The 16,848-nt window shown below is 72.6% G+C and carries 16 protein-coding genes; 6 read left to right on the top strand and 10 right to left on the bottom strand.

The genetic code is table 11. From position 1 onward, the window contains the following. Window positions 1-156 precede the first annotated feature (156 nt). Window positions 157-879: a MerR family transcriptional regulator gene (locus ACFY9E_RS02475; RefSeq protein WP_390978576.1), complete on the top strand. Its 723-nt coding sequence runs from the start codon at window positions 157-159 to the stop codon at window positions 877-879. Here the strand turns inward: ACFY9E_RS02475 and ACFY9E_RS02480 are convergent. The 4 genes from ACFY9E_RS02480 to ACFY9E_RS02495 all read right to left on the bottom strand — a co-directional run bounded on the left by ACFY9E_RS02480 (window position 865) and on the right by ACFY9E_RS02495 (window position 5,960). Next, window positions 865-3,063, bottom strand: a complete 2,199-nt coding sequence (locus ACFY9E_RS02480) for a 3-hydroxyacyl-CoA dehydrogenase NAD-binding domain-containing protein (protein ID WP_390978578.1) — start codon at window positions 3,061-3,063, stop codon at window positions 865-867. The two genes, ACFY9E_RS02475 and ACFY9E_RS02480, sit on opposite strands and share 15 nt — an antisense overlap. Before the next feature lie 34 nt (window positions 3,064-3,097). Further along, window positions 3,098-4,312: an acetyl-CoA C-acetyltransferase gene (locus ACFY9E_RS02485; protein ID WP_390978580.1), complete on the bottom strand. Its 1,215-nt coding sequence runs from the start codon at window positions 4,310-4,312 to the stop codon at window positions 3,098-3,100. A gap of 11 nt (window positions 4,313-4,323) precedes the next feature. Next, complete coding sequence (locus tag ACFY9E_RS02490; protein ID WP_390978582.1) at window positions 4,324-5,469, bottom strand: CoA transferase; 1,146 nt, start codon at window positions 5,467-5,469, stop codon at window positions 4,324-4,326. A gap of 110 nt (window positions 5,470-5,579) precedes the next feature. Further along, the gene (locus tag ACFY9E_RS02495; RefSeq protein WP_390978584.1) at window positions 5,580-5,960 is read right to left on the bottom strand and encodes an MmcQ/YjbR family DNA-binding protein; all 381 of its coding nucleotides are present in this window, start codon (window positions 5,958-5,960) and stop codon (window positions 5,580-5,582) included. Between the two features lie 91 nt (window positions 5,961-6,051). Between ACFY9E_RS02495 and ACFY9E_RS02500 the strand changes: the two genes are divergently transcribed. Further along, a complete protein-coding gene (locus ACFY9E_RS02500) occupies window positions 6,052-7,230 on the top strand; it encodes a saccharopine dehydrogenase NADP-binding domain-containing protein (RefSeq protein WP_390978586.1) in 1,179 nt (392 codons plus the stop codon). A gap of 4 nt (window positions 7,231-7,234) precedes the next feature. Here the strand turns inward: ACFY9E_RS02500 and mmpA are convergent, their stop codons facing one another. Together mmpA and ACFY9E_RS02510 are read right to left on the bottom strand one after the other, a co-directional pair. Further along, window positions 7,235-7,381, bottom strand: a complete 147-nt coding sequence (gene mmpA, locus ACFY9E_RS02505; protein WP_390978588.1) for a morphogenic membrane protein MmpA — start codon at window positions 7,379-7,381, stop codon at window positions 7,235-7,237. Between the two features lie 104 nt (window positions 7,382-7,485). Next, the gene (locus tag ACFY9E_RS02510; RefSeq protein ID WP_390978590.1) at window positions 7,486-8,178 is read right to left on the bottom strand and encodes an endonuclease V; all 693 of its coding nucleotides are present in this window, start codon (window positions 8,176-8,178) and stop codon (window positions 7,486-7,488) included. Between the two features lie 61 nt (window positions 8,179-8,239). Here ACFY9E_RS02510 and ACFY9E_RS02515 point away from each other — a divergent pair, with 61 nt between their 5' ends. Next, window positions 8,240-8,533, top strand: coding sequence for a YciI family protein (locus tag ACFY9E_RS02515; RefSeq protein ID WP_107453970.1), 294 nt, complete (start codon window positions 8,240-8,242; stop codon window positions 8,531-8,533). A 10-nt stretch (window positions 8,534-8,543) separates the two neighbouring features. Here ACFY9E_RS02515 and ACFY9E_RS02520 read toward each other — a convergent pair whose 3' ends face one another. Together ACFY9E_RS02520 and ACFY9E_RS02525 are read right to left on the bottom strand one after the other, a co-directional pair. After that, window positions 8,544-8,867: a plasmid stabilization protein gene (locus tag ACFY9E_RS02520; RefSeq protein ID WP_390978592.1), complete on the bottom strand. Its 324-nt coding sequence runs from the start codon at window positions 8,865-8,867 to the stop codon at window positions 8,544-8,546. A gap of 70 nt (window positions 8,868-8,937) precedes the next feature. Further along, window positions 8,938-10,032: a WD40/YVTN/BNR-like repeat-containing protein gene (locus tag ACFY9E_RS02525; RefSeq protein WP_390978594.1), complete on the bottom strand. Its 1,095-nt coding sequence runs from the start codon at window positions 10,030-10,032 to the stop codon at window positions 8,938-8,940. Window positions 10,033-10,289: 257 nt separating this feature from the next. Here ACFY9E_RS02525 and ACFY9E_RS02530 point away from each other — a divergent pair, with 257 nt between their 5' ends. Then, window positions 10,290-10,706 (top strand): SsgA family sporulation/cell division regulator, encoded by a 417-nt coding sequence (locus ACFY9E_RS02530; RefSeq protein ID WP_031135075.1) that lies wholly within the window; start codon window positions 10,290-10,292, stop codon window positions 10,704-10,706. 1 nt (window position 10,707) lies between these two features. Here the strand turns inward: ACFY9E_RS02530 and ACFY9E_RS02535 are convergent, their stop codons facing one another. Beyond that, window positions 10,708-11,538 (bottom strand): isocitrate lyase/phosphoenolpyruvate mutase family protein, encoded by an 831-nt coding sequence (locus ACFY9E_RS02535; protein WP_390978596.1) that lies wholly within the window; start codon window positions 11,536-11,538, stop codon window positions 10,708-10,710. Window positions 11,539-11,870: 332 nt separating this feature from the next. Further along, a complete protein-coding gene (locus ACFY9E_RS02540; RefSeq protein ID WP_390978598.1) occupies window positions 11,871-12,530 on the bottom strand; it encodes a GPP34 family phosphoprotein in 660 nt (219 codons plus the stop codon). A gap of 309 nt (window positions 12,531-12,839) precedes the next feature. Between ACFY9E_RS02540 and ACFY9E_RS02545 the strand changes: the two genes are divergently transcribed. Together ACFY9E_RS02545 and ACFY9E_RS02550 are read left to right on the top strand one after the other, a co-directional pair. Beyond that, complete coding sequence (locus ACFY9E_RS02545) at window positions 12,840-14,465, top strand: ATP-binding cassette domain-containing protein (RefSeq protein WP_390978600.1); 1,626 nt, start codon at window positions 12,840-12,842, stop codon at window positions 14,463-14,465. A gap of 10 nt (window positions 14,466-14,475) precedes the next feature. Then, window positions 14,476-16,764: an ATP-binding cassette domain-containing protein gene (locus tag ACFY9E_RS02550; protein ID WP_390978602.1), complete on the top strand. Its 2,289-nt coding sequence runs from the start codon at window positions 14,476-14,478 to the stop codon at window positions 16,762-16,764. The last annotated feature ends 84 nt before the right edge of the window (window positions 16,765-16,848 follow it).

Here is a 16,848-nt window from a genome sequence, read left to right on the forward strand (position 1 = left end):
CTGGGCCCTCTGTCAGGGCACAGACCAAGGGGCCACCTTCCCCCGCCCTGCGCGGCTCACGCGATGGCACACGTCACAGAGCGCTACTTCTCACACGGCCTTCACGTTCGGCGCCGGAGGTTTCACAGCACTGGTGAGACAGCGATACTGCTGCACATGACGACCGACACCGAGGAGCCGACCCTCACGATCGACGAGTTGGCCGCCCGGGCCGGTGTCACGGTGCGCACGGTCCGTTTCTACGGCACGAAGGGGCTGCTGCCCCCGCCGGTGCTCGGTCCCCGGCGGGTGGGGCAGTACGGGCGCGAGCATCTGGCCCGGCTGGCCTTGATCGAGGAGTTGCAGCAGCAGGGCATGACGCTGGCCGGCATCGAGCGCTACCTGCGGCAGCTGCCGCCGGATCTGAGCGCGCACGACCTCGCCATCCACCGGGCCGTGGTGGCCTCCTGGGCCCCGGAGTCCGTCGAGTCGGTGACGCGCGCGGAGCTGGAGCGGCGGGCCGGACGGCCGCTGGGCGACGAGGACGTCGAGCGGCTCGTCGCCATGGGCGTGGTCCGGCCCGCGGACGGCGGGTACGAGGCCGACCTCGGTCTGCTCCGGCTCGGCGCCGGGCTGCTGGACGTGCCGCTCTCCCAGGATGCGATCTTCGCGGCGCGCACGGTTCTCATCGAACACGCCCGCGCCGCGGCCCGGGAGCTGTCCCAGCTCTTCCGCGGTGAGGTGGCGGAGCGTGACGCGCGGGACGTGCGGTCCCTGTCGGCGCACATGCACCCTCTGGTGGTGCAGGCGCTCCTCACCGCCTTCCAGCGGTCACTGAAGGAGGAGCTGGGCCAGTGGCTCACCGGGCCTTCGGGCTCCGGCGGCTCAGACGCGGGCTGAGTCGCCGAACCGCTCCCCCTTCTCCGCCTTCTCCACCAGCAGGGCGGGCGGGGCGAAGCGCTCCCCGTACTGCTCGGCGAGTTCACGCGCGCGTGCCACGAAGCCGGGCAGGCCGCCCTCGTAGCCGTTGATGTACTGGAGCACGCCGCCGGTCCAGCCGGGGAAGCCGATGCCGAAGATGGAGCCGATGTTGGCGTCGGCGACCGAGGTCAGCACGCCCTCCTCCAGCAGCCGGACGGTGTCCAGCGCCTCGGAGAACAGCATGCGTTCCTGCATGTCCCGGAACGGGATCCGGTGCCCCGGCTTGGTGAAGTGCTCGCGCAGTCCGGGCCAGATGCGGGTGCGCTTGCCGTCGTCGCCGTAGTCGTAGAAGCCGGCGCCACCGCTGCGGCCCGTGCGGCCGAACTCGTCGACCATGCGGTCGATGACGGCCTCGGCCGGGTGGGCCGTCCAGGTGCCGCCCGCCTCCTCGACCGCCCGCTTCGACTCGGCCCGGATCTTGCGGGGCAGCGTCAGCGTCAGCTCGTCCATCAGCGACAGCACCTTGGCCGGGTAGCCGGCCTGGGCGGCGGCCTGTTCGACCGAGGCGGGCTCGATGCCCTCGCCGACCATGGCGACGCCCTCGTTGATGAAGTGGCCGATGACCCGGGAGGTGAAGAAGCCGCGCGAGTCGTTGACGACGATCGGTGTCTTGTTGATCTGACGGACCAGGTCGAAGGCGCGGGCCAGTGCCTCCTCGCCGGTGCGCTCGCCCTTGATGATCTCGACGAGCGGCATCTTGTCGACGGGCGAGAAGAAGTGCAGGCCGATGAAGTCGCCCTGGCGCTCCACGCCCTCGGCGAGCGCCGTGATGGGCAGGGTGGAGGTGTTGGAGCACAGCAGCGCGTCGGGCGCGACGACGTGCTGGATCTCCTGGAACACCTTGTGCTTGAGGGACGTGTCCTCGAAGACCGCCTCGATGACGGCGTCGCAGCCGGCCAGGTCCTGGACCTCGGCGGTGGGCGTGACGCGGCCGAGCAGCGCGTCGGCCTTCTCCTGGGTCGTGCGGCCCTTGGCGACGGCCTTGGCGACGGCCTTGGCGCACAGTTTCTCGGAGTAGGCCTTGCCCTTGAGGGCCGCCTCCAGGGAGACGTCCTTCAGGACGACGTCGATGCCGGCGCGGGCGCAGGAGTAGGCGATGCCCGCGCCCATCATGCCGGCGCCGAGGACGGCGACCTTGCGGACCTTGCGGGGCTCGATGCCCTGGGGGCGGTTGGCGCCGGAGTTGACGGCCTGGAGGTCGAAGAAGAAGGCCTGGATCATGTTCTTCGACGTCTGGCCGGCCGCGAGGTCCACGAAGTAGCGGGCTTCGATGACCTGGGCGGTCTCGAAGTCGACCTGGGAGCCCTCGACGGCGGCGGCGAGGATGTTGCGCGGCGCCGGGTAGGGGGCGCCGTTCGTCTGCTTGCGCAGGCTGGCCGGGAAGGCGGGCAGGTTCGCGGCGAACTTGGGGTTGGCCGGTGTGCCGCCCGGGATCCGGTAGCCGGGCTTGTCCCAGGGCTGCTGTGACTCGGGGTTGGCGTCGATGAAGGCGCGGGCCTTGGCGAGCAGTTCCTCCTGGGTGGCGGCCACGTCGTCGACGAGGCCGTTCTCCAGGGCGCGGCGCGGGCTGTACTGGGTGCCCTGGAGGAGGACCTTCAGCAGGGCGTCGGCGATTCCCAGCATGCGGACGGTGCGGACGACGCCGCCGCCTCCGGGGAGCAGGCCGAGGGTGACCTCGGGGCAGCCGATCTTGGAGCCGGGCGCGTCGAGGGCGACGCGGTGGTGGCAGGCCAGGGCGATCTCGTAACCGCCGCCGAGGGCCGCGCCGTTGAGGGCGGCGACGACCGGCTTGCCGAGGGTCTCGATGCGGCGCAGGTTCCGCTTGATCGCCATGCCGCCGTCGAACAGCTCCTGGGCCGTCTCGGGCGTGACGCGGATGAGGTCGCGCAGGTCGCCGCCGGCGAAGAAGGTCTTCTTCGCGGAGGTGATGATGACACCCCGGATGGAGTCCTTCTCGGCCTCCAGGCGGTCGGTGACGGCGGCGAGCGAGTCGCGGAACGCCTGGTTCATGGTGTTCGCGGACTGGTTCGGGTCGTCGATGACGAGGGTGACGAGGCCGGTGCGGTCCTGTTCCCAGCGGATGGTGGTGGGCTCAGTGCTCATGTGGAGGTGCTCCGTGTGATCCGTCGGGAGGGGGTCAGATGCGCTCGACGATGGTGGCGACGCCCATGCCGCCGCCGACGCACAGCGTGGCGAGGCCGTAGCGCTTGTCCTGGCGCTCGAGTTCGTCGACGAGGGTGCCGAGGATCATCGCGCCGGTGGCGCCGAGGGGATGGCCGAGCGCGATCGCGCCGCCGTTGACGTTGACCTTGTCCAGGGACAGGCCCATGTCCCGTACGAAGCGCAGCACGACCGCCGCGAACGCCTCGTTGATCTCGACGAGGTCGATGTCGTCGATGGTCAGTCCGGCCTTGGCGAGGGCCTTGCGGGTGGCGGGGGCGGGGCCGGTGAGCATGATGGTGGGTTCGGAGCCGGAGACGGCGGCGGAGACGATCCGCGCGCGCGGCGTGAGGCCGTAGCGCTCGCCGACCTCCTTGGAGCCGATCGCGACGAGCGAGGCGCCGTCGACGATGCCGGAGGAGTTGCCCGCGTGGTGGACGTGGTCGATCTTCTCCACCCAGTGGTACTGCTGGAGGGCCACCGCGTCGAAGCCGCCGAGTTCGCCGATGTCCGCGAAGGACGGCTTCAGCTTGGCGAGGGAGTCGGCGGTGGTGCCCGGGCGCGGGAACTCGTCGTGGTCGAGGACGACCAGGCCGCTGCGGTCCTTCACCGGGACGACGGACCTGTCGAAGCGGCCGTCCTTCATGGCGGTTGCGGCCCGCTCCTGGGAGAGGGCGGCGTACTCGTCGACGTCGCGCCGGGAGAAGCCCTCGATGGTGGCGATGAGGTCGGCGCCGATGCCCTGCGGTACGAAGTTGACCTGGAGGTTGGTCATCGGGTCGTTGAACCAGGCGCCGCCGTCGGAGGCCATCGGCACCCGGGACATCGACTCGACGCCGCCCGCCAGGACGAGGTCCTCCCAGCCGGAACGGACCTTCGCGGCGGCCAGGTTGACGGCCTCCAGGCCCGAGGCACAGAAGCGGTTCTCCTGCACACCGGCCACCGTGTCGGGCAGTCCGGCCGCGATCGCCGCGATCCGCGCGATGTCGGAGCCCTGGTCGCCGACCGGGCCGACGACGCCGAGCACGATGTCGTCGACGGCGGCCGGGTCGAGGTCGGGGAAGCGGGCGCGGATCTCGTGGATGAGTCCGACGACCAGGTCGATGGGCTTGGTGCCGTGCAGGGCGCCGCCTGCCTTGCCGCGCCCGCGCGGGGTGCGGATCGCGTCGTACACGTACGCTTCGGTGCTCACGAGGAGGCCTTTCACTGAGGGTTGCGGGACGACGGGAGCAGCCCGGGGACGTCCCAGTCCCGGGCGACGTCCGCGGTGTCGGCGCCCGGCCGGGCCGGGCCGGTGCGGACGGAGGTCGGGGTCGCGGAGAAGCGGGGGGCCGGGGCGGGCTGGGTGATGCCGCCGTGGTCGGTGAAGGTGCCGCGGGCGGCCAGGTGCGGGTGATGCGGGGCCTCGCGCAGCGACAGCACGGGCGCCACGCACGCGTCGGTACCGTCGAAGACGGCCGTCCACTCGTCCCTGGTGCGGCTCTTGAAGCGGGCGGCGACCTCTTCGCGCAGTTCGTCCCAGCGGGCGACGTCCTTGCGGGCCCCGGTGCGGTCGCCGAGGCCGAGGAGGGCGAGGAACTCCGCGTAGAACTGCGGCTCCAGGGCGCCGACGGCCATGTAGCGGCCGTCTGCCGTCTCGTACGTGCCGTAGTAGGGGCAGCCGCCGTCCAGGAGGTTGGCGCCGCGGCGGTCCTGCCAGCCACCGGCGGCGAGCATGCCGTGGATCATCGTGGCGAGATGGGCGGTGCCGTCGACGATCGCGGCGTCCACGACCTGGCCGGTGCCGCTCGCGCGCGCGTGGTGGAGGGCGGCGAGGACGCCGACGACCAGGTACAGGGAGCCGCCCGCGTAGTCGCCGAGGAGGTTGGCGGGGGCGGCCGGCGGCTCGTCCGGACGGCCGATCATGCCGAGGGTGCCGGTGGGGGCGATGTACGCGATGTCGTGTCCGGCGCGCTGGGCGAGCGGGCCGTCCTGGCCCCAGCCGGTCATCCGGCCGTAGACGAGGCGCGGGTTGCGGGCGAGGCAGGCCTCGGGTCCGACGCCGAGGCGTTCGGCGACGCCGGGCCGGTAGCCCTCGACGAGGACGTCGGCGCGGGCGGCGAGGCCGAGCACCTGGTCCGGGCCGTCCGGGGCCTTCAGGTCGACGACCACCGAGCGCTTGTTGCGATTGGTGACGTCGTACGCCGGATCGATCGCGAGTACGGGGCCGCCCGGGCGGTCCACGCGCACCACGTCGGCCCCGAGGTCGGCCAGGAGCATGGCGGCGAAGGGGCCGGGCCCGATACCCGCCAGCTCGACCACGCGCACGCCGGTGAGCGGGCCGTGTCCTGGCGTCCTTGCCGTGGTCATCCAGCCCCCAGTGCTGTGACACATCTGATGTAACACCAGTGATGCTAAGAACGTGTTCCACTCGGCACAAGACCTGAACGAGCAAGCGCTTAGCAATCTGCCGGACGAGGTCAGCCCCCGTCCAGCTCGACTATCAGCCGCTTCGGGGCGATCACCCGGTAGCTCTCCTCCACCCAGTCGCAGAGCACCTCCGCGGTCGGGGCGCCCTGCCGCTCCAGGGGGATGCTCACCCAGCCCGCCTTGCCCAGGCCGTATCCGGCGGGCTCGGTGCCGGGACAGGCCAGCGCGTGCGCGTGCGCCGTCTCGTCCGTGAGCTTCACCGTCACCCCCAGGGGGTAACTGCCGTCCTGGACCCCGAGGAAGACGAACACCTTCTTGTTGACCTTCGCGACGGACTCGCCCCAGGGGAACTCCTCGACGGCATCCGGCAGCCCCAGCGCGAACGCGCGCACTTTCTCCCACTTCTTCAGGGCATTCCTGGGCACGGCCATCGTCGTCCTCCGGGCTCGTCGTCGGGCTCCGCACCTCTCACGCTAGCCTCGGCCACCGACAGCGGCACGGGCTGCACGACCGAGGGGTGTCATGAGCAGGCAAAGCAGGACGGACCGTCCGTACGACATCGTGCTCTTCGGAGCGACCAGTTTCGCCGGGGCGCTCACCGCGCGGTACCTGGCCGCGCACGCGCCCGAGGGACTACGCTGGGCGATCGCGGGCCGCAACGCCGAGAAGCTGGAGCGGCTGAGGGAACGGCTGCCCGCCGACGCCGAGGTGGGGGTGGAGCGGGCGGACGTCCGCGACCCGGCCTCGCTGCGCGCCCTCGCGGAGCGTGCGCGCGTGGTGGCGACGACGGTCGGCCCGTACGTGACGTACGGCGAGGAGCTCGTCGCCGCCTGCGCCGAGACCGGCACCGACTACCTGGACCTGTCCGGCGAACCCGAGTTCGTGGACCTGATGTACGTCCGGCACGACGCACGCGCGCGGGAGACCGGGGCGCGGCTGGTGCACGCCGCCGGGTTCGACTCGATCCCGCACGACCTGGGCGCGTACTTCACCGTGCAGCAACTGCCGAAGGACGTGCCGCTGGACATCGAGGGTTTCGTGACCGCCGACGCTGCGTTCTCCGGCGGGACCTTCGCCTCGGCCCTCAACCAGTTCGCGCGGCAGCGGGAGATGGCGGCGGCCGTACGGGACCGGCGGCGGCACGAGCCGCGGCTGGTGGGCCGGCGGGTGTCGGCGCCGCTCGGCGCGCCGCGGTTCGCCAAGGAGGTCGGTGCGTGGGCGCTGCCGATGCCGACCATCGACCCGCAGATCGTGCGGCGCTCGGCGGCGGCCCTCGACCGGTACGGGCCCGACTTCCGCTACCGGCAGTACGCGGCCGTGCGGCATCTGCCCGTCGCGGTGGGCGGGGTGGCGGCCGTCGGCGCTATGGTCGCGGCGGCCCAGGTGCCGCCCGCGCGGCGCTGGCTGTCGGACCGGCTCAAGCCCGGCGACGGACCGAGCGCCGAGAAGCGGGCGAAGAGCTGGTTCTCCGTGCGTTTCGTGGGTGAAGGCGGCGGCAGGCGGGTGTACACGGAGGTCTCGGGCGGCGATCCCGGTTACGACGAGACGGCCAAGATGCTCGCCGAGTCGGCACTGTGCCTGGCCCTGGACGACCTTCCCGGCACGGCGGGCCAGGTGACCACGGCCGTGGCGATGGGCAACGCGCTGATCGACCGGCTGCGCGCGGCGGGCATCCGCTTCCGTGTCGCGGCCGCCCGCTGAGGTCCTACAGCGGCCACTCGGCGAGGGTGTAGATCATCCCGGCGATCCAGCCGAGCCCCGCCAGCACGGCGAGGATCAGACCTATGGTGACGGCCCGCTCGACGCTCTGGGTCGGGCCGGCGACGGGCTTGGGGGCGCGGTGCGTTGTCATGCGCCCCAGCCTGCCGCCGGGGCCGCGGCCGGGCATCCGTACGGGTACTCAGCCCCGGTACTCAGATCGTGCCGCTCGCCTCACCGCCGGGGGCGTGCGGTCCGTCAGGCGGGGCCCGCCTCCCGCAGCGCCTCGCGGCACAGCGCGTCCGCCCGGCGGGTGGTCTCCGGGAGGCGGTAGGCGGGGGTCAGCGCGAGGGTGTGCGCGCAGGCCTGGTCCAGTGTCACCCGATGGCCCACGGAGACGAAGACCGGCTTGACGGCGTCCCGGGTGCGAAGGGCCCGGCCGACCTCCTCGGACCCGGCGAGCAGCGGCGAGGTGCTGCCGCGCGGGGTGTCCGGGTCGTCGTGGGTGAAGGTGAACGGGTTCTTGGCGACGCCGATCGTGGGCAGGCCGGTCAGGACGCCGAGGTGGCTGGCGAGGCCGAAGCGGCGAGGGTGGGCGAGGCCGTAGCCGTCGCAGACCACCAGGCCGGGCGGGCAGGGCAGGGCGGTGAGGGCGGCGAGGACCGTGGGGAGCTCGCGGAAGGCGAGCAGCCCCGGCACGTAGGGAAAGGAGATCCGGCCCACCGCGGTGGCCTCCGCTACCACGTCGAGACTCGACGCGTCGAGCACCACCGCCGCGGCCGCGACGGCGTCCCGTTCGTCGTCGTACGCGACGTCGACCCCCGTCACGTGTCCCGTGCCGGGCGGCGGTCCGGGTTCGTCGAGGATCACGCGTGCGCGCAGTGCGTCCTGGACGGCGCGGGCCTGCTCCTCGGTGGTGGGCCAGCCCTCGGGGATGCGTACGGTCGTCATGGTGCTCAGAGCCTACGGCCGCCCGGCGGCCTGACGGGCGCCCGGGGGTACGCTGCCGATCATGTTCGTGCTGGAACTGACCTACACCGCCCCGCTGGAAGCCGTCGACGCCGTGCTCGAAGAGCATGTGGTCTGGCTCGACGAGCAGTACCGGCAGGGGGTCTTCCTCGCGTCCGGGCGCAAGAACCCCCGCGACGGCGGGGTGATCATCGCCGTCGCGGGGGATCGCGCGCGGATCGAGGAGATCACCGCGGAGGACCCGTTCGTCACCGCGGGCGTGTGCGCCTACCGCGTCACCGAGTTCACGGCGACGAAGACGGCACCCGCGCTGGAGGCCTACCGGGAGACCCTCTGAGGCATCGGCCTCACTTGCCCAGTGCGCGCTGCAACTGGCTCTTGTTCATGCTGGAACGGCCTTCGACACCACGGCGCTTGGCCTCCTGGTACAGCTGGTCGTACGTGGGCCCCTGGGAGCCCTGCCCCGACCGCTGCCCGCCCCGCTTGCCGGAGGACATGTCCTTGGTGGAGGTGCGGCTGGCCGTCTTCGACTCGCCGGAGCGGGCGCGTTCCTTGTTCACCGTCCGAGCGGCGATCTCCTTGGCGCGGCCGGTGCTTTCGCCCCGGTCCTCCGCGCTTTCCTTGATGTGCTCGTACTGACGCTCCCGCTTGGAGCTCGAACCGCGTGGCATTCTCGCTCACTTCCTTTCACGATCAGTGAACGAGTACCCACACTGCCAACGATCAGGGCACCCCGCATGCTCAGTGCTCCAGGCGGGCAACCCGGCCCTTCTCGCCCGCGGCCCAGCACCCGTGGTCCGGGGTGCAGTCGACGGTGTCGTAGGAGCCCGTGTCGACGGTCCGCCAGGTTCGTCCGGCGTCCGTGGTGAGGTCGGTGCCCGTGGGGCCCACGGCCAGGGCGGCGGTGCGGCTGTGCGGGAGCCAGGCGACGCCGGAGCGGTAGGCGGGCGGGGAGGTGGCGGCCGGGCGCCAGGTGCGGCCGCCGTCGGAGGTGCGCGCGGCGGCGCGCGGTGAGGTCTGGTCGGGGCGGAAGTCGCCGCCGACGGCGAGACCGCGGGCGCGGTCGCGGAAGGCGAGCGCGAAGACGCCGCGGGCCGGGTCGCCCGCCGGGAGGGGGGTGTCGGCGGCCGTCCAGGTGCGTCCCCGGTCGGCTGAGTGCAGCACCCGCGCGCGGGCCGCCCCGCCGGTGGCGAGCCAGACGTCCTTCGGCCCGGACGTCACCAGGCACTGGCCGCTCGCCGCGAATCCGGCCTCGCCCTCCTGCGCGGCCGGCATGCCCTGGTCCGGCAGCACCTTCCAGGTCCGGCCGCCGTCGCCGGTCGACAGGATGCGGAACTTGCCGTTCACCGGGTCGCTCATCGCGAGGCCGTGGCGGTGGTCGAAGAAGGCGACGCAGTCGTAGAAGGCCTTCGGGTCGGTGTTGCGGAAGGACTCCGTCCAAGTCGCTCCGCCGTCGTCGGTGCGGTAGAGGCGGGACGCCTCGCCCTCGCCGATGGCCAGGACCACGGCCCGGCGCGCGTCGAACGCCTCGACGTCCCGGAACTGCAACTCCCCCGCGCCGGGCGGCGAGACGTTCCGCCAGGTCGCTCCGCCGTCGGTGGTGCGCAGCACGGTGCCCCCGGTCCCGGCGACCCACGCGGTGCTCCGGCTGACCGCCGCGAGGCCCCGGAAGCGTGCCTCCGGGGCGCCGGTGTCCTTGAGTTCCCAGTGCGGCGCCCGGCGCTCCGGCCCCTGCGCCTGCGCCGGTACGGCGGTCAGGGCCGCCAGTGCCGCCGCGCAGACCGCCAGCGCGGTCGCCCTGCCCCGAGTTCGTCCCGTGCGTCGCGTGCTCCCCATGCGCCTCATGGCCGGGGAAGCTAGCCCACCGCCCGGGTGCCGTCCAGATGGCCTAGCGGCCGCCCCGGTTGGTGCGGCGGGTGCCACAAGTGCCCTTCCGGGCACACGAGGAGAGCCACGTCACTCTGGTGCATGAACGCGGTGACAGAGGTCACTCGCACTTCGTGTGCACGGATTGGCTGATTCCGTCGTCTCTTCCAGTGCCCGGCCTCATCCGCCCGGACGTGTCCGTCCAGCCGTCACAAGGGAGCAAGGCGTTGTCCATCGTCATCGAGCAGCCCGTGGAGGCCCGCCTCGTCGCCGCCGCGCCGCGTATGCCGAGCATTCCCGCGACGCTGCACTACGACCGGCGTGATCCTTTCGCCGTCCGCATGACCTTCCCCGCCCCGGCCACGCTGGAGGGCGTCGAGGTCTGCTGGACCTTCTCCCGTGAGCTGCTCGCCGCGGGCCAGAAGAACGCCGAGGGGCACGGCGACGTACGGGTGCGGCCCTACGGCTACGACCGCACGGTACTGGAGTTCCACGCTCCCGAGGGCACCGCCGTCGTCCACGTCCGCTCGAGCGAGATCCGCCGGTTCCTGGAGGCCACGAGCGAACTCGTGCCCGTCGGCCTGGAGCACCTCCAGCTGGACCTGGACCACGGTCTCGCCGAGCTGATGCGCGACGCGTGCTGAGCTAACGGACCCGCGCCAGGAGGGTGTTGACCTCGCCGTAGTCGAGCGCGTCGGCCAGGGCCCCGTAGGTCCCCCGGTCCAGCAGTTCCCGCGCGGCCCGGCGGACCAGGGCGTGGACGGCCTGGGCGATGCCCGAGCCGACGCTGATCCGGGCGACGCCCAGGGCGGCCAGTTCGGCGACCGGGGGCGCGCCGGGGCCGGCCATGACGTTCAGCGGCCCGTCTACGCCGCTCACCAGTTCCTTCACCGTCCCCGGGTCGACGGCCCCGGGGACGAAGACCCCGTCGGCGCCGGCGGCGCGGAAGGCGGCCGCCCGCTCCAGGGTGAGGTCCACTCCCCCGGCGCCGCGGAGGAAGGTGTCGATGCGGGCGTTGACGAACAGCGGCACACCCGCCGCGTCGGCCGCCTCGCGCGCGGCGGTGATTCGTTCGGCCTGCTCGGCGACGTCCCGCAGCGGGCCGTCGGCCCCCGCGCCGTACCGGGCGTCCTCGATGTTCACCCCGACCGCTCCCGCGTCGAGGACGGCCCGGACCGTGTCGGCGACGCCCTCCGCGTCCTCGGCGTAGCCGCTCTCGATGTCCGCGGTCACGGGAACGGTCACGGCGTGGGCGATCCGGGCGACGGCGGCGAGGGCCGCGTCCCGGCCCACCCGCTCGCCGTCCGGCGCGCCGAGCGCCCAGACCAGCCCGGCGCTGGTCGTCGCCACGGCGGCGGCCCCCGCGTCCTCGACGAGCCGGGCGCTCACGGCGTCCCAGACGTTGGGCAGGACCAGCGGGGTCCCGGGGATGTGAAGGGCGCGGAAGGCCGAGGCGAGGTCGCTCTGCTGGGTCATGGGGCAACTGAACCAGCGGGCGGGCGGCGGGTCCGGCAGAAATCCGACGTAACGGCGGGGCGGGCGCCGGGCCTCGGGATCGGCGTGACGGCGGGGCGGGCATCGGGGCCGCAGGATCGGCGTGACGGCAGCGCGGGCGCCGGACCGCAGCATCCACGTGACAGCGACGCGGGCACCCGGCCACAGCATCCACGTGACAGCGACGCGGGCACCCGGCCACAGCATCCACGTGACAGCAGCGCGGGCGCCGGGCCACAGCATCCGCGTGACGGCGGGGCAGGCGCCGGGCCGTGGGCCCGGCACAGACGGGGAGCGGGTACCGGTCCGCGCGCTCAGCCGCCTGCCGTCGGTGCGGGGGCGGACCTGGTCGTCGTGGTCACCGCCGTACTCACCTCGCGGACCACCCTCCGCGGCCCGGGCCCCGCCGCCCCGGCCCGTTCGAGCAGGTCCTCGAGCCGCCGCTCGTGGACGCGCACCTCCTGGTCCGGCAGCAGCCCCGCCACGGCGGCGAGCGCGACGACCGCCGCGTCCCGCCCGGAGACCTCGGCGCCCTCGCCCCGCAGGACGTCCCGCACCTCCTCCCGCAGCGCCTCCACGACCGCGAGCCGCTCCAGCGTGTACTCCACGGAGGGGAACATGCCGAGCACCCTGCGCTTCTCCGCCCGCAGGTACCCCTCGGCCACCAGCTGTTCGCGCACGGCGTCGAAGGTCAGCCGCGCCCGCAGCGTCACCCAGGTCCGCCAGGAGTGCGGGCACGACTCGCGGACGAGGTCCAGCAGTCCGTCGAGGACCGCGTCACCCGCGCTCGCGTCCAGGTCGACCGGTGTGGCGATGCCGTCCTCGTCGGTGAGCAGACCGCGCTGGGCCAGCTCGACGAGGGCGCCGGCCCGCACCAGGTCCGGCCGGTGGGCGGTGCCGCCGGCCGCAGGCCGCGCGGCGTCCCAGGCCAGCAGACAGAGCCGGGCCGGCAGCGTGAGCGGGCCGTTGGGCACGGGGCCTCCTAGGGAGCGGGAAGATCGAGTCGCACGTTAATCCGTTGACAGGCTCAGAGCGCCCTCCTACGGTGTAAAGCGTCCCTGTTGCCGCCGATTGGAGAAGGACGTTGCTCGTCTGAGGTCCTGAGACACCGCGTCACACCCCACTGGTGTGCGCTGCGTGCGACCTCGGCGTTCGAGCCGTCCTCCGGTGCAGGGCATTTTTCATGTCCGGGATGTGCCATGGAGCCTCCTCCTCCCCTGGTCGCAGGTGTCTCGACACGCGTTTGCCCCTGACCGCTTCGAGCAACCGCGAGTGAGGCCCCCATGTCTGCTTCCATCACCGTCACGTCCCTGTCGTTCACCTGGCCCGACGGCAGCCCCGTCTTCGAGGGTCTGGACGTCGCGTTCGGCCCCGGCCGCACCGGCCTGGTCGGTGTCAACGGGTCGGGAAAGTCGACCCTGTTGAAGTTGATCGCCGGTGAACTCGCACCGGCCGACGGCACCGTCCGGGTGGCCGGCGAGGTCGGATACCTCCCGCAGAACGTCACGCTCGACACCACGCTGCGCGTCGACGAGGCCCTCGGCATCGCCGGCCGGCGCGCCGCGCTGCACGCCATCGAGGCGGGCGACGTCGCCGAGGCGCACTTCGAGACCGTCGGCGACGACTGGGACGTCGAGGAGCGCGCCCTCGCCACCCTCGGCGAACTCGGCCTCGGGCACGTCGATCTGGACCGCACCATCGGTGAGGTGTCGGGCGGCGAGTCCGTCCTGCTGCGCCTGGCCGCACTGCTGCTGCGCCGCCCCGACGTGCTGCTGCTGGACGAGCCGACCAACAACCTCGACCTGTACGCCCGCAGACGGCTGTACGCGGCCGTCCAGTCCTGGCCGGGCGTGATGATCGTCGTCAGCCACGACCGTGAACTGCTGGACCTGGTCGACCAGATCGCCGATCTGCGCTCCGGGGAGATCACCTGGTACGGCGGCAACTACTCCGACTACGAGGAGGCCTTGGAGATCGAACAGGAGGCGGCCGAGCGCATGGTGCGCGTCGCCGAGTCCGACTTCCGCAAACAGAAGCGCGAACTGGCCGACGCCCAGGTCAAGCTGGCCCGCCGGAAGCGGTACGGGCAGAAGATGTGGGACCAGAAGCGCGAGCCCAAGATCGTCATGGGGGCGCGCAAGCGCGCGGCGCAGGAGTCCGCGGGCAAGCACCGGATCATGCACGAGGAGAAGCTCACCGAGGCAAAGGAGCGGCTCGACGAGGCGGTGGAGGCCGTACGGGACGACGACGAGATCCGCGTCGACCTGCCGTACACGGCCGTGCCACCGGGGCGCACGGTCCTCACCCTCCAGGATCTCGGGCTCCGGTACGGCGCCCGGGTGCGGGGCGGTTTCGAGCTGCGCGGGCCGGAGCGGGTGGCGTTGATCGGGCGCAACGGCGCGGGCAAGACGACCCTGCTGCGCACGATCACCGGCGAGCTCGCCCCGGAGTCGGGCGAGGTGCAGGCGCACGTTCCGCTGCGGTTCCTGCCGCAGCGGCTCGACGTCCTCGACGGGGAGCGGACCGTCGCCGAGAACGTGGCCCGGTTCGCGCCGGGCGCCACCAACAACCGGATCAGGGCGCGGCTGGCGCGCTTCCTGTTCCGGGGCGCCCGTGCCGACCAGAAGGCGGCGACGCTGTCCGGCGGCGAACGCTTCCGGGCCGCGCTGGCGGCGCTGATGCTTGCGGAGCCCGCACCGCAGCTGCTCATGCTGGACGAGCCGACCAACAACCTCGACATGGCGAGCGTCCGGCAGCTCACCACGGCCCTGGAGTCGTACGAGGGGGCGCTGCTCGTGGCCAGTCACGACCTGCCGTTCCTGGAGTCGGTCGGCATCACGCGCTGGCTGCTGCTGGAGGAGGGAGAACTGAGGGAAATCACGCCAGAGGCTGTCGGGTTTTCCTCCTAGCGTCGGTGGCATGACCGACGCCACGCACCATGCCATCACCCTGACCGGAGCACGCGAGAACAACCTCAAGGACGTCACCCTGCGCATCCCGAAAGGCCGGCTGACCGTGTTCACCGGTGTTTCGGGGTCGGGGAAGTCGTCCGTGGTCTTCGACACGATCGCCGTGGAGTCGCAGCGCCAGCTGAACGAGACGTATCCGTGGTTCGTCCGCAACCGGCTGCCCAAGTTCGAGCGGCCGCACGCGGACGGCCTGGAGCACCTCACGCCCGCGATCGTCGTGGACCAGCGGCAGGTCGGCGGCCACTCCCGGTCGACCGTGGGCACCATGACGGACGTCTACTCGGTGATCCGGGTGCTGTTCTCCCGGCACGGCACCCCGAGCGCCGGACCCGCGACGGCGTACTCGTTCAACGACCCGTCGGGCATGTGCCCCGAGTGCGACGGCCTCGGCCGGACGGTACGGCCCGACTGGGACCGCATCCTCGACCCGGACCGCTCCCTCGCGGACGGCGCGGTCCGCTTCCCGCCGTTCGCCGCCGGGACCTGGCAGGGACAGGCGTACACGAACAGCGACGACCTCGACCCGCACAAGCCGGTGGGCCGGTTCACCCCCTCCGAGCGTGAGTTCCTGATGCGCGGACGGCCCGGCAGCAAGGTCACCGTCAACGGCACCGGCGGCACCTGGACCACCGAGTACGAGGGGCTGGCCGTCCGTTTCGAGCGGCTGTACCTGAAGCGGGACCTGTCGGCCATGAGCCAGAGGACCCGGGACCTCGTCCGCGCTTTCCTGGTGGAGGGCCCCTGCCCCCGCTGCCGCGGAGCACGTCTGAACGCGGCGGCGCTCGCGACCCGGATCAACGGCCGGTCGATCGCCGACTGCACCCGCATGCAGGTCACGGACCTGATCGCCGTACTCAAGGAGATCGACGACCCGGTGGCCGCGCCGATCGCCTCGGCCGCCGTCGCGGCGCTGGAGCGCATCGAGGCGATCGGTCTCGGCTACCTCAGCCTCGACCGGGAGACGGCCACGCTCAGCGGCGGGGAGGGGCAGCGGCTGAAGACGGTGCGGCACCTCGGCTCCAGCCTGACCGGGATGACGTACATCTTCGACGAGCCGAGCGTCGGACTGCACCCGCGGGACGTGGGCCGCCTCGGAGAGCTGCTGCTGCGGCTGCGCGACAAGGGCAACACCGTGCTGGTCGTCGAGCACGACCCGGACGTGATCGCGCTGGCCGACCACGTCGTCGACATGGGGCCGGGGGCCGGCACCGGGGGCGGCACGGTGGTGTTCGAGGGAACGCCGCGGGAGCTGGCCGTGTCCGGCACGCTCACCGGGCGCTGCCTGCACACCCGTACGGCGGTCAAGGACGAGGTGCGGCAGCCGACGGGTGAGCTGTGGGTCAAGGGCGCCGACCGGCACAACCTGCGGGACCTGACCGTACGGTTCCCGGCCGGTGTGCTCACGGCGGTGACCGGGGTCGCCGGGTCCGGCAAGAGCACCCTGGTCGGGGAGTTCACCGCCGCGCACGACGAGGCCGTGGTCGTCGATCAGTCGGCGATCGGCATCTCGGGCCGCTCCACCCCGGCGACGTACCTGGGGATCATGGACACGGTCCGGAAGATCTTCGCCCGTGAGACGGGGACCGAGGCGGGTCTGTTCAGCTTCAACTCCACCGGGGCCTGCGGCACCTGCGAGGGGCGGGGCATCATCTACACCGACCTCGCCTTCATGGACCCGGTGACGACCACCTGCCACGACTGCGAGGGGCGGCGCTTCAAGGAGGAGGTGCTGCGGCTGACGGTGAAAGGCAGTTCCATCGCCGACGTCCTGGAGATGACGGCCGAGCAGGCACTCGGCTTCTTCGACGACACGGGCGTACGGCGCCGGCTGCGCGCCCTGCGGGACGTCGGCCTCACCTATCTGACGCTCGGCCAGCCCCTCTCCACGCTCTCGGGCGGCGAGCGGCAGCGCATCAAGCTGGCCACGCGCCTGCACCGCACGGGCGCGGTCTACGTGCTCGACGAACCGACGACCGGCCTGCACATGGCGGACGTGGAGGGCCTCGTCGCCCTGCTGGACCGGCTGGTCGACGCGGGCAACACGGTCGTGGTCGTCGAACACAACCTCGACGTGGTCGCCCGGGCCGACTGGGTGATCGACCTCGGCCCGGACGGCGGCCGGGACGGCGGCGAGATCGTCTTCGAGGGAACACCACGCCGGCTCCTGGAGACGGAGGGGTCGTTCACCGGGGAGCATCTGCGACGGGCGGTCCGGGCGGACGTCATCGCGCCGGCGTGAGCTCCCCGGTGCGCGGCACGACCGGGTGAGCGCTGTTGCCGACGACGGCGAGGCGGGGGCGGGGGCCGTGGGGACCGTGGTGCC

The sequence above is a fragment of the Streptomyces sp. NPDC012466 genome, assembly GCF_042955215.1.
GTDB lineage: Bacteria > Actinomycetota > Actinomycetes > Streptomycetales > Streptomycetaceae > Streptomyces.